At 52.8% G+C, this 13258-nt stretch carries 12 protein-coding genes and 4 tRNA genes; 5 read left to right on the top strand and 11 right to left on the bottom strand.

Going from position 1 to position 13258, the window contains the following annotated elements:
- Positions 1–12: 12 nt before the first annotated feature.
- On the bottom strand, positions 13–420 hold the full coding sequence (locus tag ACXUPB_RS10785) for an OsmC family protein (RefSeq protein ID WP_035558292.1): 408 nt from the start codon (positions 418–420) through the stop codon (positions 13–15).
- Positions 420–617, bottom strand: coding sequence for a hypothetical protein (locus ACXUPB_RS10780; RefSeq protein ID WP_035558295.1), 198 nt, complete (start codon positions 615–617; stop codon positions 420–422). Before ACXUPB_RS10780 ends, ACXUPB_RS10785 begins: the two co-directional genes overlap by 1 nt.
- Positions 618–791: 174 nt before the next feature.
- Here ACXUPB_RS10780 and ygfZ point away from each other — a divergent pair, with 174 nt between their 5' ends.
- Positions 792–1778, top strand: a complete 987-nt coding sequence (gene ygfZ / locus ACXUPB_RS10775) for a CAF17-like 4Fe-4S cluster assembly/insertion protein YgfZ (RefSeq protein WP_035558300.1) — start codon at positions 792–794, stop codon at positions 1776–1778.
- Positions 1779–1790: 12 nt separating this feature from the next.
- Here ygfZ and ACXUPB_RS10770 read toward each other — a convergent pair whose 3' ends face one another.
- The 4 genes from ACXUPB_RS10770 to ACXUPB_RS10755 all read right to left on the bottom strand — a co-directional run bounded on the left by ACXUPB_RS10770 (position 1791) and on the right by ACXUPB_RS10755 (position 5959).
- Positions 1791–2558, bottom strand: coding sequence for a TatD family hydrolase (locus ACXUPB_RS10770; protein WP_035558302.1), 768 nt, complete (start codon positions 2556–2558; stop codon positions 1791–1793).
- Between the two features lie 8 nt (positions 2559–2566).
- On the bottom strand, positions 2567–4156 hold the full coding sequence (locus ACXUPB_RS10765; protein WP_472956604.1) for a peptide chain release factor 3: 1590 nt from the start codon (positions 4154–4156) through the stop codon (positions 2567–2569).
- Positions 4157–4366: 210 nt separating this feature from the next.
- On the bottom strand, positions 4367–4576 hold the full coding sequence (locus tag ACXUPB_RS10760; protein ID WP_101147253.1) for a putative motility protein: 210 nt from the start codon (positions 4574–4576) through the stop codon (positions 4367–4369).
- 141 nt (positions 4577–4717) lie between these two features.
- Positions 4718–5959 carry an NAD(P)/FAD-dependent oxidoreductase gene (locus ACXUPB_RS10755; protein ID WP_472956602.1) on the bottom strand — a complete coding sequence of 414 codons (1242 nt, stop codon included), beginning with the start codon at positions 5957–5959 and terminating at the stop codon, positions 4718–4720.
- Between the two features lie 324 nt (positions 5960–6283).
- On the opposite strand from ACXUPB_RS10755, the gene ACXUPB_RS10750 reads away from it, so the two are divergent.
- On the top strand, positions 6284–7084 hold the full coding sequence (locus ACXUPB_RS10750) for an ammonium transporter (protein WP_472956600.1): 801 nt from the start codon (positions 6284–6286) through the stop codon (positions 7082–7084).
- Entirely contained in the window at positions 7084–9663 is a 2580-nt protein-coding gene (locus ACXUPB_RS10745) for an EAL domain-containing protein (RefSeq protein ID WP_472956599.1), read from the top strand. Before ACXUPB_RS10750 ends, ACXUPB_RS10745 begins: the two co-directional genes overlap by 1 nt.
- Before the next feature lie 114 nt (positions 9664–9777).
- Here ACXUPB_RS10745 and ACXUPB_RS10740 read toward each other — a convergent pair.
- The 4 genes from ACXUPB_RS10740 to ACXUPB_RS10725 all read right to left on the bottom strand — a co-directional run bounded on the left by ACXUPB_RS10740 (position 9778) and on the right by ACXUPB_RS10725 (position 10299).
- Positions 9778–9852: transfer RNA gene (locus ACXUPB_RS10740), tRNA-His, on the bottom strand.
- Positions 9853–9886: 34 nt separating this feature from the next.
- A tRNA-His gene (locus ACXUPB_RS10735) sits at positions 9887–9961 on the bottom strand.
- 93 nt (positions 9962–10054) lie between these two features.
- Positions 10055–10131, bottom strand: a tRNA-Arg gene (locus ACXUPB_RS10730).
- Positions 10132–10222: 91 nt separating this feature from the next.
- Positions 10223–10299: transfer RNA gene (locus ACXUPB_RS10725), tRNA-Pro, on the bottom strand.
- A gap of 256 nt (positions 10300–10555) precedes the next feature.
- Between ACXUPB_RS10725 and folD the strand changes: the two genes are divergently transcribed.
- Both folD and mtnN read left to right on the top strand, forming a co-directional pair.
- Positions 10556–11428 carry a bifunctional methylenetetrahydrofolate dehydrogenase/methenyltetrahydrofolate cyclohydrolase FolD gene (folD, locus tag ACXUPB_RS10720; protein ID WP_472956597.1) on the top strand — a complete coding sequence of 291 codons (873 nt, stop codon included), beginning with the start codon at positions 10556–10558 and terminating at the stop codon, positions 11426–11428.
- Positions 11429–11466: 38 nt separating this feature from the next.
- Positions 11467–12174: a 5'-methylthioadenosine/S-adenosylhomocysteine nucleosidase gene (mtnN, locus tag ACXUPB_RS10715; RefSeq protein WP_472956595.1), complete on the top strand. Its 708-nt coding sequence runs from the start codon at positions 11467–11469 to the stop codon at positions 12172–12174.
- Positions 12175–12189: 15 nt separating this feature from the next.
- Here mtnN and pyrC read toward each other — a convergent pair whose 3' ends face one another.
- A complete protein-coding gene (gene pyrC, locus ACXUPB_RS10710) occupies positions 12190–13227 on the bottom strand; it encodes a dihydroorotase (protein ID WP_472956593.1) in 1038 nt (345 codons plus the stop codon).
- Between the last annotated feature and the right edge of the window lie 31 nt (positions 13228–13258).

Raw genomic sequence — 13258 nt, 5'->3', positions numbered from 1 at the left:
TTTTAAGGGTAACTAAACAAGACGTGTCTCTATCTCAACCGTGGACTCGGTCATCAAACGCTGGATGGGACAACGATGGCTGATTTCTTCAAGCCTGGCGCGCTGCACAGGGTCATTAATACCGTGCAGTGTTAAGGCGACACCCAGTTTGTAAATACCTTTTCTTTCCTGACTATCATCGCGCTGTACCGTGACGGTCACTCCTTCAAGCGGCCATCCCTTACGCTTGGCGTACATTTGCACGGTAATTGCTTTACACGTGCCCAAGGCGATATCGAAATAGTCGTGCGGATCAGGGGCACTGCCCTCGCCGCCAACCACTGGCGGTACATCGGCATACAAAGCTTCCAGACCATCGACTTCAACACGCAGCCTAAAGGCATGGTTGCGCTCACTAATGACGCTAATGGGTATGTGCATTAGGATACCTTGATGCCAAGCTTGAGTTTTTCAATGGCGTTAATCAGCGTTTCACGCTTTGCACGCCCATCGATATCAGCCCCGTGGCGGCCGACCTCGGCGCTGTCAACACCGTCCAGCATCATGAGTGCTGTGGTAATTTTATTAACCTGCTCGACCGATTTAACACCCTGGAATGTTAATGATTGCTGCGCCATACCGTTTCCCTGCCTATTGGCCTATGCAAGACTCCTACGAGGGAAAGAGTCTAGCACGCTAATAGTGCCTTGCAATTAATGCCGACTGCCCGCACTTAAGGGCAATACATGCATATTCATTTGTCCGCAAGCTTAGAATGGCTGACAAATCACCACTTTGATCAGGAGTTTTTTATGGCGACCGTTACCTCACGCACTTCCGCCCTTGGCAGCGTCCGCCTTACTCACTTAGCCGCGCTGGATGTGAAAGGCGCCGATGCAGAAAAGTTCCTTCAAGGGCAGACTAGCGCCCAAGTCAACCTAGCCGATGGACACTTTGCGCCGCTGACCTGTTTCTGCACGCCTAAGGGCCGCATGCTAGCCAATGCCCAATTGCTGCGCATGGGGGAAAACCATTTTCGGCTGCTACTAAGCAGCACCCTGTTAGAGAGTTTAGCCAACCATCTTAAAAAATTCGCCGCCTTCTATAAGGCCGAATTGACGGCACTGCCTAACCTTACGTTCATCGGCACTGGCGACAATGCCCAATCACCTGCTGACCAGCTTGGCCTGCACTTTCCTGAGCAGAACTTTCCTGAGCAGGTTGGCACTCACAGCAACAATGACCAGCTCTGCGCGTTGCGTTACCCCGGTAGGACACCGAGATGGCTATTGTGTTTCGATCACGATATCAACGGCGATAAAATATCGATACAGGACGACGATGAAGGCCGTAACGCATGGCAGCTTGAGGATATTCGCAGTGGCTTAGCGTGGCTAACCGACGCCCAGCAAGATCACTTTTTACCGCAAATGCTTAACTGGGAAGCGTTAGGCGGGATTAGCTTCAAGAAAGGCTGCTATACCGGCCAGGAAGTTGTCGCTCGCGCCCACTTTCGCGGGCAGGTTAAAAAGCGTCTGATGCATATTAGCGTGGGGGCACAAGCGCTACCCGAAGTAGGCGCCAACCTGACGAACAGTGACGATAAAGCGGTGGGCGAAGTCGTGGTAAGCGCATTTAACGAGCAAGGCGACGTCGAGCTGCTTGCAGTAATGAGCACCAAGGTCATGGAAGAAACAGTGCCCGTATTTCTCGCAGGGGCGCCAGCCACTTTACTACCATTACCCTATACGATTGAGCGAGTTGACCCCGAACAGTTGGCGGTTGGCCTGAATAACTAGCCTTGCCGCTTTCTAAGCGTGAGGTAAGCCAAACAGCGTTGTGGCGTTATGACTGCTCATGGTCGCGACCTGTTCCAGCGTTTGACCGCGCAGGGCAGCCACCACACTACATACTTCCGCTACCCGGCACGGTTCATTACGCTTGCCCTGGTAGCCGCTAAGCGGCATATCAGGGCTGTCGGTTTCAAGCACAAAAGCGTCATCGGGCAGTGCCTCAACGGTTCGCTGCAACCGCTTGGCACGCTCATAGGTTACCGCGCCGCCCAACCCCAGCTTGAAACCTAAATCGAGAAATTTCGTCGCCTGCTCAATAGAGCCTGAGAAAGCGTGAATTAACCCAGCTTGAGGTAGCGCAAGCTGGCGAAGTCGCTTGGCGACCTTATCGTTAGCATGAACGCAGTGCACCACTATCGGCAGTGAGTGATGCTTAGCGAGCCTCAATTGAGCATCAAAGTAATGCCACTGCGCGTCCAGCGTGTCGCTAAAGCGGCCATCAATTCCACACTCGCCCAACGCAACAGCTTCAGGATGCTCGCTCAGAGCTAGGTCGAGCGCCTCAAGGTCGGCCTCTTGATGCTGTTGCATAAAGTACGGATGAAGCCCCAGGCAAACCGAGGTGTCATCCCGCTCGCCCAGCGCCAGCACCTGTTGCCAACGGGCCCGGGTTGTACCCGGCACCACGAAGCGCACCACACCCACCGCCTTGGCAGCCTCAAACACCTCAGTTCGATCATGATCGAACTCAGAAAAATCGAGATGGCAGTGCGCGTCGATTAACATATCAATACTTAGTGTTCGCGGGTGGGTTGGAAGCGAATGTCCGGCCAGCGCTCCTGAGTCATCTGCAGGTTAACCCGAGTCGGCGCGATATAAGTGAGATAGCCACCGCCATCAATCGCCAGATTAGTGCTGGCTTTACGCTTAAACTCTTCGAGTTTTTTAGCATCCTCACAGTAGACCCAGCGGGCAGTCTGCACATTGACGCCTTCATACAAGCAGTCGACCTTGTACTCCTCTTTCAGGCGATGAGCAACCACATCGAACTGCAGGGTGCCCACAGCGCCAAGGATCAGGTCATTATTGTCCATCGGCATAAAGACCTGGGTAGCGCCCTCTTCAGAAAGCTGCTGCAAGCCTTTTTGCAGCGCTTTCATTTTCAACGGGTCTTTTAACCGCACGCGCTTAAAGAGCTCTGGTGCAAAGTGCGGTATACCGGTAAAGCGCATATCTTCACCGACGGTAAAGGTATCGCCGATCTGAATGGTACCGTGGTTGTGCAGACCGATAATGTCACCGGGCCACGCTTCTTCGACCTGCGAGCGGTCAGAGGCCATAAAGGTCAACGCATCGGCAATTTTGACGTCTTTGCCAATGCGCACATGGCGCATCTTCATGTTCTTTTCGTACTTGCCTGAACAGACCCGCAAGAAGGCAATGCGATCGCGATGATTGGGATCCATATTGGCCTGAATTTTAAACACGAAACCGGTGAAGCGATCATCATCAGAAGTGACTTCTCTGGTATCGGTTTCATGGGCCTGGGGGGGCGGCGCGTATTCAACAAAGCCATCTAGCATTTCACGCACCCCGAAGTTACCCATCGCAGTCCCGAAATAGACCGGCGAAAGCTCACCACGACGATAGGCGTCCAGGTCAAACTCATGGGAGGCACCACGCACTAGTTCCACTTCCATGCGCAGCTCTTCTGCTTGGTCTTCACCCAACACGGCATCTACTTCAGGATTATTTAGGCCTTCAATGCGTTTATCATCGGGGATACGGCTACCCTGCCCCTGGGTGTAGAGGTGAACCACATCGTTATACAGATGATAAACGCCCTTAAAGTGGCGCCCCATGCCAATCGGCCAGGTCATTGGCGCGCACTGAATATTGAGTACCGTTTCGACCTCATCCATTACCTCAATGGGGTCACGGATATCGCGATCCATTTTGTTGATAAAGGTCAGAATCGGCGTTGTACGCAGACGACATACCTCCATCAACTTGATAGTACGATCCTCGACGCCCTTTGCGCCGTCGATCACCATCAAGGCAGAGTCTACCGCTGTAAGCGTACGGTAGGTATCTTCGGAGAAGTCTTCGTGGCCAGGTGTATCCAGCAGGTTGACGATGCGCCCGCCATAGGGGAACTGCATTACCGAGGTAGTGACAGAGATACCCCGCTCCTGCTCCATTTTCATCCAATCCGACGTTGCGTGCCGATCGTTACGCTTGCTCTTGACCGAACCGGCCAACTGGATGGCGTTGCCAAACAGCAGCAGCTTTTCAGTAATGGTGGTTTTACCAGCGTCAGGGTGCGAAATGATCGCAAAGGTGCGTCTAAGCCCCGCCTCATGGGCTAACTGAGTCTCTTTCATTGTGCCTCTTTGAAAATGTTTACTCCGCGCCGCTTTCCAGTGATTGATTAGCACGCGGTGAGCAATGTCCATTGAGACAATTGTAACGCCTAGAGACTGCTTTTGTCGCGGCTGGCTTTATGAGTGACTAAGCAATTGGAGAGGCCAAAAAAAACGCTGACGAATTCAGCGTTTTTAACGAAGCATGCAACGAGATGCTGCTTCTAGGCGTTATGCGTAGGTGTTCACCTGAGTACCGACGCTGCCTTCTTTGGCCAAGTCCGGTTGTGCACCGGTGTTGGCAGAGGCTAAAACTTCTGTCACCTGCTCAGCCTGGGTGTCCAAGGCTTCTTTGAACACCTGCATCTGCGCCTGTTCGGCTGTTTGCGCCTGATTCATATAAAGCGAGGCACTGACTGAACTGCTGATGCCTACATCCATATTTTCACCTAATGGTATGCAAATGTACTTACAAACTAGCAAAGCATTAGATCACGCGCAAAGATATCGTCACTATTACTAATGCCAGCATCTACAACTATCGGCTTAACTCGCCGAATCATTAACGAATATAGCGCCCGTTCAAAACCTGTCAGCGCGAAACGGCTTCATATCAATTGCGGTAGGCTGCCCTTCCATCATATCTGCCAGCAAATGACCCGTTGCAGGACCAAGAGTAAACCCTTGATGCCCATGCCCAAAGGCGAGCCATAAACCTGGGTGGCGTGGCGCTGGGCCAATCACTGGCTTCATATCGGGCAGGCACGGCCGCGCACCTTTCCAAGGGGCTTCATCGCGGCGCTCCCCTAACGGAAACACACTGCGCGCCACTTTCTCTGCCGCGCCCAGTTGGTTAACGTCGGCGGGGGCATCAAGGCGGTCTAACTCTGCCCCGGTGGTCAAGCGGATACCCGCATTCATCGGCGCCAGCAGGTAGCCAATTTCAGCATCCATGACCCAGTAACTTAGCTTGGCCTCTGCTTGTGGGGCGTAGTGCATGTGATAGCCACGCTTCACAAAGGTAGGGAAATGGTAGCCAAGCTCCTTCAGCCAGCTACCCGCCCAAGGCCCTAGCGCCACCACGACGTCGTCTGCTTCTAACGTTTCAGCGGCAGTACTTACCTGCCACCGGCCACCCACCTGCTGAACCGAGGTGATATCCGCCTGCAGAATGCGCCCGCCATCATTGCTGAATGCTTGGGCATAAGCCTCGACCAGCGCACCGGGGTCGGCCACGGTCCAAGGGTCGAGCCAGTGAATCGCACCAATAATATGTTCGCTAAGGGAAGGCTCTTTCTCCATCAGCGCAGCCCGATCCAGTTGCTCAAATTGAACACCATAAAGACGGCGCGCCTCTTCGGCATCTTTTAACCGTGCGGCCAACTTTTCAGGGGTACGGTAAAGCTCAAGCCATCCCTGCCTGCGCACTAAGTGTTCCGCTCCGGCAGCCTCAATCATCGGGCCGTGAGTCTTCAGTGACTGCTGAATCAAAGATGCATATTCCGGCACGATTTTCTGGTAAGCCTTCGGCGCTGAATTCATCCAGTAGCGCAACAGTGGAGAAGCGGCATTCACCATGCCCGCAGGACGATAGCGAATATCAACCCGGCGGTTAGGCAACACGCTCAGGAGCGTTTTAACATCCCGTGGAAAGGGGTAAGGCCTAACGGCTTCACGCTGAATAATGCCTGCATTGCCAAACGAGGTTTCTCGACCAGGCTGGAGGCGGTCTACCACGGTGACGTCATGACCGCGCTGACGCAGATGCCAGGCAATGCTGACACCTACCATCCCTGCTCCTAAAACTACCGTTTGACGCGCCATGTTGATGCACTCCCCGCTGTCGATTCAGCACCATGATTGGTAAGTAATAACTATTTGAAAAATATCACCAAACCAACTGCATTAATATAGTAGAAAACGCTGTTTTAGAGCCAAAAATAAGTAATTAATGCTCCATAGCGAGCTAAAAAGGATGACAACACTATTAGCGGCATAACAATTGCTTAGTTTCTATTAGGCAACCTGAACGGTATGCAATTGAAGACGTCGTAACGGCCTCTCCTCCTCTGCGAAAAACACATAAAGCACCAAAAAGAAGCGCTCGCACCAAAAGATGCCCTCGTACTAGTGACAAAGGAAAACACCATGTCTGCCACGCTAAATCTGGATAGCTCGCTGATCGATACGCTCTGGGTACTCTGGGCGGCGGCCCTGGTATTTGTGATGCAAGCTGGCTTCCTTTGTTTAGAGGCAGGCACTACACGAACCAAGAATGCAATCAATGTCGCTATGAAAAACGTAGCGGACTTTGCCATTGCCGTCAGTGTTTTTTGGTTAGTGGGCTTTGGCATTATGTTTGGTGACTCCTACCACGGCTTTATTGGTACGTCATTGCTTGGCTGGCAACTTGACGCTGCCGGCAGCTGGGTAATTACTATTTTTATATTTCAAGCAATGTTTTGCGCCACCGCCGCCACCATTGTGTCTGGCGCGGTGGCGGAGAGAATGCCCTTTCTGGCTTATACCTGGACAGCCTTATGGATTGCTTTAATTATCTATCCGATTTTTGGTCACTGGGCATGGGGTGGGCTTTTAGGTGGCGCGGAAGGCTGGCTAGTATCGTTGGGTTTTGTCGATTTTGCTGGCTCGACGGTTGTTCATAGCGTGGGAGGCTGGGTAGCACTGGCAGCAGTACTTAGTATCGGCCCACGCAATGGGCGCTTCTCCCAAGGTAAGCCGCCCACCGCCTTTCCCTCCGGCAACTTGCCGCTCGCCATGTTGGGCGCTCTGTTTATGATACTTGGCTGGTTCGGCTTTAACGGCGGCAGCACGCTGGCGGTGACAGATCAAATACCCAGCATATTGGCCAATACCGTTCTCGGGGCCGTAGGCGGGATACTCTCGGGTATGTTGATGGGTTTCGCACACGACGCTATGCCGATGTGATGTACGCCATTAATGGTGCCATTGCAGGACTGGTCGCCGTCACCGCTAGCGCCCACGCAATCTCGCTACAGGCCGCCTTTGGATTAGGCGCGGTGAGTGGAGTACTCATGGTACTAACCAGCGAATGGTTACTAAGAAAGCACATTGACGATGCCGTGAGTGCTATCCCCTCCCATCTGGTGTCGGGGATTTGGGGCACGCTGGCTTTACCCTGGGTGGCGGACTTAACGCTTTTGGACAGCGGCTTGTCTCGGCCTGCTCAGTTTGGCATTCAACTGCTTGGCGTTGTCGTCTGCGGTGTTTGGAGCTTTGGCAGCGCATGGCTACTTTTTCGTATCACTTGGCGCTTCCTCCCTTTGCGCGTCTCGCCCGAGGCGGAAAAAATGGGCCTTAATTTAGCCGAGCATGGCGCCAACAACGAACTGAACCAGCTGCTCGAACACATGCGTAAGCATGAACAACAGGGCGATATGCGCCAACGCATTGAAGCCGACCCATTTACCGAAGTGGGTGAAATCGCGGCCAGTTACAATCGGGTAACGGCAGCGCTTGAAACAGCCGTGGGACATACCCGCGTAATGCTTCGCAACCTGCGCGATGGCGTAATTACTTGGCAGGCAGATGGAGCGCTAACCAGCCTCAATCCTGGAGCGGAGCAGCTTTTCAATGTCAATGCAGCCAAGCTTATTGGACAGCCCGTCTCACACTTACTGCCTGGTTTCACGCTAACCCCCGGCGCGCGCCATGAAATTAAACGACGCACCGATGATAAGCGTATTCGCTACTTGGAAATTCAGGTTAGCGAAGGTGCTAGCGGATCGGCATCAGAGCGTTCTGGCATGGTGCGCGATATTACTGAGCGCAAACAGCTTCAAGAGCAGTTAAACCGGGAGCGTGATCTTGCCCGCACTACGCTTGCGTCAATCGGTGATGGCGTTATCACCTGCGACGCCAGTGGCAACATCACGTTCCTCAATAAAGAAGCGCAACGCTTAACGGGATGGTCACTCGATGAGGCAATGGATAAACCCATTCATGTGGTATATCAGTTACTCGAGGAAACCAGTGGCGAGCTATTAAGCAACCCAGCCCGGCAAGTGCTCACGCAATTAACCCCCGTGCACTCCACCGAGCATTGCCTGCTGATACAGCGTGACCAATCGCGCACTCCCATCCAGCACAGCGCCTCACCGATACGATCTCGTAGTGGTATCACTCTTGGAGCTGTCGTTGTCTTTCAAGATGTGAGTCTCACTCGTCAACTGACAGAACAGCTGAGTTACCAAGTAAGTCACGATAATCTAACCGACTTACTCAATCGGCGTGCTTTTGAATCAGCACTTACCGCGCTGCTGAATCGCGATGATGGTCAGCATGTCCTGTGCTACCTGGATCTTGATCAGTTCAAAATAGTTAACGATACCTGCGGCCATCTGGCAGGGGACGAGCTGTTACGGCAAGTGTCATTAAAGCTGAAATCCCATGTGCGCAGTAGCGATATTGCTGCTCGCCTGGGCGGCGATGAGTTTGCCTTGCTGCTACCGGACTGCGGTCTTGATAGAGCGCTGACCATTACCGAAGCCCTGCGCTGCGATATCGAAAATTATCGTTTTGCCTGGCAAGAACACACCTTTGGGATTGGGGTCAGCATTGGCTTGGTTGAACTCAACTCAGCCCACCCAATGCGGCTTAGCCAAGCATTACATGCTTCTGACGCCGCGTGCTACGCCGCCAAAGAGGCGGGGCGAAATCGCATCCACTGCTATCAACCCGATGACCATTCATTACTGGAGAGACATGGGGAGCTACAGTGGGTTCAGCGGTTGCAAAATGGCTTAGATAACGATGCTTTTCGACTTTTTGCCCAGCCGATAAAAGCCATCTGCGCCGATGCTCCCGCCTATCGTGAGATTTTACTTCGCATGGAAGAGCATGGTGAGCTGATCGCCCCTGGAAGCTTTTTACCCGCCGCTGAGCGCTACCACTTTATGGTGCGCATTGATCGATGGGTCATACGTAACACCCTGGCATGGTTAGGCGATCAAAACCGTCATTCTGCACCACGAACGCATAGCCTGTGGGGAATCAATCTATCAGGGGCTTCGCTATCTGATGCTGATTTTTGTCAGGATCTTATTACCCAAGTATCCACGGCAGACCTACCCCACGGCACGCTGTGTTTTGAAATAACGGAAAGCACCGCCATCGCCCAGCTCTCAAGCGTACAGACTCTCATTCATACCCTGAGAGCTTACGGCTGCCGTTTTGCGCTAGATGACTTTGGTACTGGACTCTCTTCTTTTAGTTATTTAAAGCAGTTGCCTGTCGATTATTTAAAAATTGACGGCAATTTTATTCGCAACGTGCATCAAGACCCGATTGACCGGGCAATGGTTGAAGCTATTCATGCCGTAGGTAAAACGCTTGGGATAAAGACGATTGCAGAGTTTGTTGAAACCCAGGTGACGCTGGACACACTGCACAAGATGGGTATTGATTATGCGCAAGGATATTTACTTGGAATGCCCGAACCGCTTACCAATATGGCAGGCAACCGCATTAGAGTGATGCCGCGTTAGCAAAAACGTAAGCGCTTAAAAATTGAAAACAAAAAAATCCCAATTAAGGGCTTAAGAACTGGAAAATAGAAACTGAAATAGGAAGAAATAACAAAAAGAGGAAATGCGGGGTAATGGGGTGGATGATGGGACTTGAACCCACGACCACCGGAGTCACAATCCGGGGCTCTACCACTGAGCTACACCCACCACAACCTAAAACTGGAAACGCAAACATTGTCACTGGGGTGGATGATGGGATTTGAACCCACGACCACCGGAGTCACAATCCGGGGCTCTACCCCTGAGCTACACCCACCATAGACAATCTTACGTTGAAACCTTATGCAGAAACGATAAGCACATGCTTGAAGATATGATTCTCTGACGGGTTGTTACCACTGAAATTAGGTGGCACGCCCAGCAGGAATCGAACCCGCAACCTACGGCTTAGAAGGCCGTTGCTCTATCCGGTTGAGCTATGGGCGCACAAAAAGCATTCAGAAATAACGAATACTGATGAGCACTAGACCACAACCAAAGCTTGAAAAAGCAAGCTACTACCTTTCACGTTTAGGTGTGGTCGGGATGGAGGGATTCGAACCCCCGACATCCTGCTCCCAAAGCAGGCGCGCTACCAGACTGCGCTACATCCCGATTTTTCATCACCCTAGACGCTACCGCTTGGTCCGTCTCAAGCGAGGCATATATTACTATTTTTAATTTTAAAGTCAACCATTAAAGTGATTGTTCGTGAAGGCGCTTTGCCTGGATGTCCTAGCGTGCGAAAATTGCTGCCTCAGAAAGTGCAGCCAACTGCGCTAGTAGCACTAGGTACTGCCTTAAAAGCTATTCGTCAAAAGGCTTCGAGACACCGCCTAGTCCTTTTCCACGTCCACAGGGATTTCTCTACATGACTGCCCAACTAATCGATGGCAAAGCCATCGCTGCTACTGTTCGCCAACAGGTTGCCGAGAAGGTTGCCGCACGTAAAGATGCAGGCGCACGAGCACCGGGCCTAGCCGTAGTTGTGGTAGGAGATGATCCCGCCTCTCACGTTTACGTCAGTAATAAGCACCGCGCCTGCGAACAGGCAGGCATTCTTTCCTTCCAGCACACTCTGCCTACTGCAACCTCTCAGCATGACTTAGAAACGCTGGTTGATCAGCTCAATAGCGACCCGGCCATAGACGGCATACTGGTTCAACTGCCACTACCCAAGCACTTAGATGCCGGCCCTATTTTAGAGCGTATTCGTCCTGATAAAGATGTTGATGGCTTTCACCCTTACAACATTGGTCGCTTAGCGCAGCGTATGCCCGCGCTACGCCCTTGCACCCCTAAAGGCATCATGACCTTACTGGCGCAAAGCGATATCCCACTACGCGGCCTGGATGCCACCGTGGTCGGCGCTTCTAACATTGTCGGCCGCCCTATGGCGCTTGAACTGATGCTGGCGGGCTGTACCACTACCGTATGCCACCGTTTTACCCAGAACCTTAAAGACCACGTTAGCCGCGCTGACATTGTGGTGGTAGCCGTCGGCAAGCCAGGCATCGTTAAAGGGGAATGGATTAAGCCAGGGGCTGTTGTGATTGATGTAGGTATTAATCGCCAGGAAGATGGCACGCTAAAAGGCGACCTTGATTTCGCCGCCGCCGCTGAACGCGCCAGCTTTATCACCCCAGTTCCGGGCGGCGTGGGACCCATGACCGTCGCAACGCTGCTCGAAAATACGCTTGAAGCCGCCGAATGGCACGATTTGACGCCCCAGGATCACGCCTGATTCATATACCCCCCTTTTTTATGCAGGAGCATGGCGCAGTGCAACGTATTGGTATTATTGGCGCAATGGCGCAGGAAGTAAGCACCTTGGTAGCTCAGTTAGATAATGCAGAACGCTATGAGCATGCGGGCTTTGTTTTTCATACTGGCACGCGTTACGGCCTTGAGGTCATTGTTTTGCAGTCAGGGATTGGCAAAGTCAACGCGGCAGTGGGCACCGCTATTTTATTGGAGCGCCACCAACCCGACGCCATTATCAATACCGGTTCGGCGGGTGGATTTGCCACCGATTTAAAGATTGGTGACGTGATCATCTCTGATGAAGTACGCCATCATGATGTTGACGCCGTCGTATTTGGCTATGAGATTGGCCAAGTGCCTGGGATGCCCGCCGCCTATCAGGCCGACACGGCGCTACGAGACATTGCCCGTAACGCCATTGCATCATTAGGCGAGGTCCACGTCCGCGAAGGCCTGATCGCCACGGGAGACGCCTTTATGGCCGATCCCGCGCGCGTAGAAGCAACCCGCGCCCAGTTTCCCACCATGCTGGCCGTCGAGATGGAAGGCGCTGCGATTGCTCAGACATGCTATCTCTATGAGTGCCCTTTCGTCGTGATCCGCGCGCTCTCTGACATTCCTGGCAGCGGCGACAACCACCTCTCTTTTGATGAGTTTTTGGAAGTAGCTGCCGACCACTCATCGCGCATGGTCGATCAAATGCTGAAGCAGCTTAGCCAAGGCTAGCTGGGCATCTCACGGCTATGCCTTAATGGCCCATCCAAGCGATTCGCCCGCCAATAGCGGAATAATCGCCTCGCCCTGGGCATAGGAGTAGCTCTCCGGCAGTCGCCATTCGCGTCGTTCTAACGTCATGGTGTCAGCGTTAGGCGTCAGGCCATAAAAGCGCGGCCCGTTAAGGCTGGCAAAGGCTTCCAGTTTGTCCAAGGCATTCATTTCATCGAAAGCAGTAGCGTAAAGCTCAATGGCGGCGGGGGCGGTATAAGCACCCGCACAGCCGCAGCTTGACTCTTTAGCACCCTGAGAGTGAGGCGCGCTATCGGTACCCAAAAAGAACTTGTGGCTACCGCTGGTGGCTGCTTTCAAAAGCGCCTGACGATGCTGCTCACGCTTGAGAATCGGCAAGCAGTAGTAGTGAGGGCGAATACCACCGACCAACATTTTATTGCGATTGAACAGTAAGTGATGGGCGGTAATGGTAGCGGCCACGCTGTCCGGCGCTTGTGCGACAAACTCTGCGGCCTGCTGAGTAGTGATATGTTCAAACACCACTTTCAGCGTTGGGTGGCGCTCCAGTAACGGTTTCATTACGTTTTCAATAAATACCGCTTCGCGATCAAAAATATCAATCTCAGCGGTAGTGACCTCGCCATGCACTAACAGGGGCATGCCTACTTCAACCATCTTGGCAATGGTGGCATCACAATGGGCCAAGTCGGTCACACCTGACTCAGAATTTGTAGTGGCACCCGCTGGGTAAAGCTTGACCGCTTTGACGATGCCGCTCTGCGCTGCGCGTTCAATCTCTTCGGGGGGCGTGGTATCGGTAAGGTAAAGCACCATTAAGGGCTCAAAAGCACTGCCCGCTGGTAAGGCGTCTAGGATACGGTGACGGTAATCAATAGCCTGCGAGGTTGTGGTGATCGGCGGGGTTAGATTAGGCATAATAATGGCACGCCCCATCTGTGCGGCGGTATGGCCTACCACCGCCTTTAGCGCTTCACCATCGCGTAAATGAAGATGCCAATCATCGGGGCGGGTCAGTGTTACAGTGTCCACGGCGAGTCCTGTACTGGAGTGATGTCGGAAA

This window comes from Vreelandella sp. DA03-1M (genome assembly GCF_055725665.1).
Note: the sequence above shows the minus strand (reverse complement) of the source record. Positions and strands in the feature narration are given on the sequence as shown.

Coding starts and splice junctions, on each gene's coding strand:
- ACXUPB_RS10785 (WP_035558292.1), bottom strand. CDS start 420: ATGCACATACCCATTAGCGTCATTAGTGAGCGCAACCATGCCTTTAGG.
- ACXUPB_RS10780 (WP_035558295.1), bottom strand. CDS start 617: ATGGCGCAGCAATCATTAACATTCCAGGGTGTTAAATCGGTCGAGCAG.
- ygfZ (WP_035558300.1), top strand. CDS start 792: ATGGCGACCGTTACCTCACGCACTTCCGCCCTTGGCAGCGTCCGCCTT.
- ACXUPB_RS10770 (WP_035558302.1), bottom strand. CDS start 2,558: ATGTTAATCGACGCGCACTGCCATCTCGATTTTTCTGAGTTCGATCAT.
- ACXUPB_RS10765 (WP_472956604.1), bottom strand. CDS start 4,156: ATGAAAGAGACTCAGTTAGCCCATGAGGCGGGGCTTAGACGCACCTTT.
- ACXUPB_RS10760 (WP_101147253.1), bottom strand. CDS start 4,576: ATGGATGTAGGCATCAGCAGTTCAGTCAGTGCCTCGCTTTATATGAAT.
- ACXUPB_RS10755 (WP_472956602.1), bottom strand. CDS start 5,959: ATGGCGCGTCAAACGGTAGTTTTAGGAGCAGGGATGGTAGGTGTCAGC.
- ACXUPB_RS10750 (WP_472956600.1), top strand. CDS start 6,284: ATGTCTGCCACGCTAAATCTGGATAGCTCGCTGATCGATACGCTCTGG.
- ACXUPB_RS10745 (WP_472956599.1), top strand. CDS start 7,084: ATGTACGCCATTAATGGTGCCATTGCAGGACTGGTCGCCGTCACCGCT.
- folD (WP_472956597.1), top strand. CDS start 10,556: ATGACTGCCCAACTAATCGATGGCAAAGCCATCGCTGCTACTGTTCGC.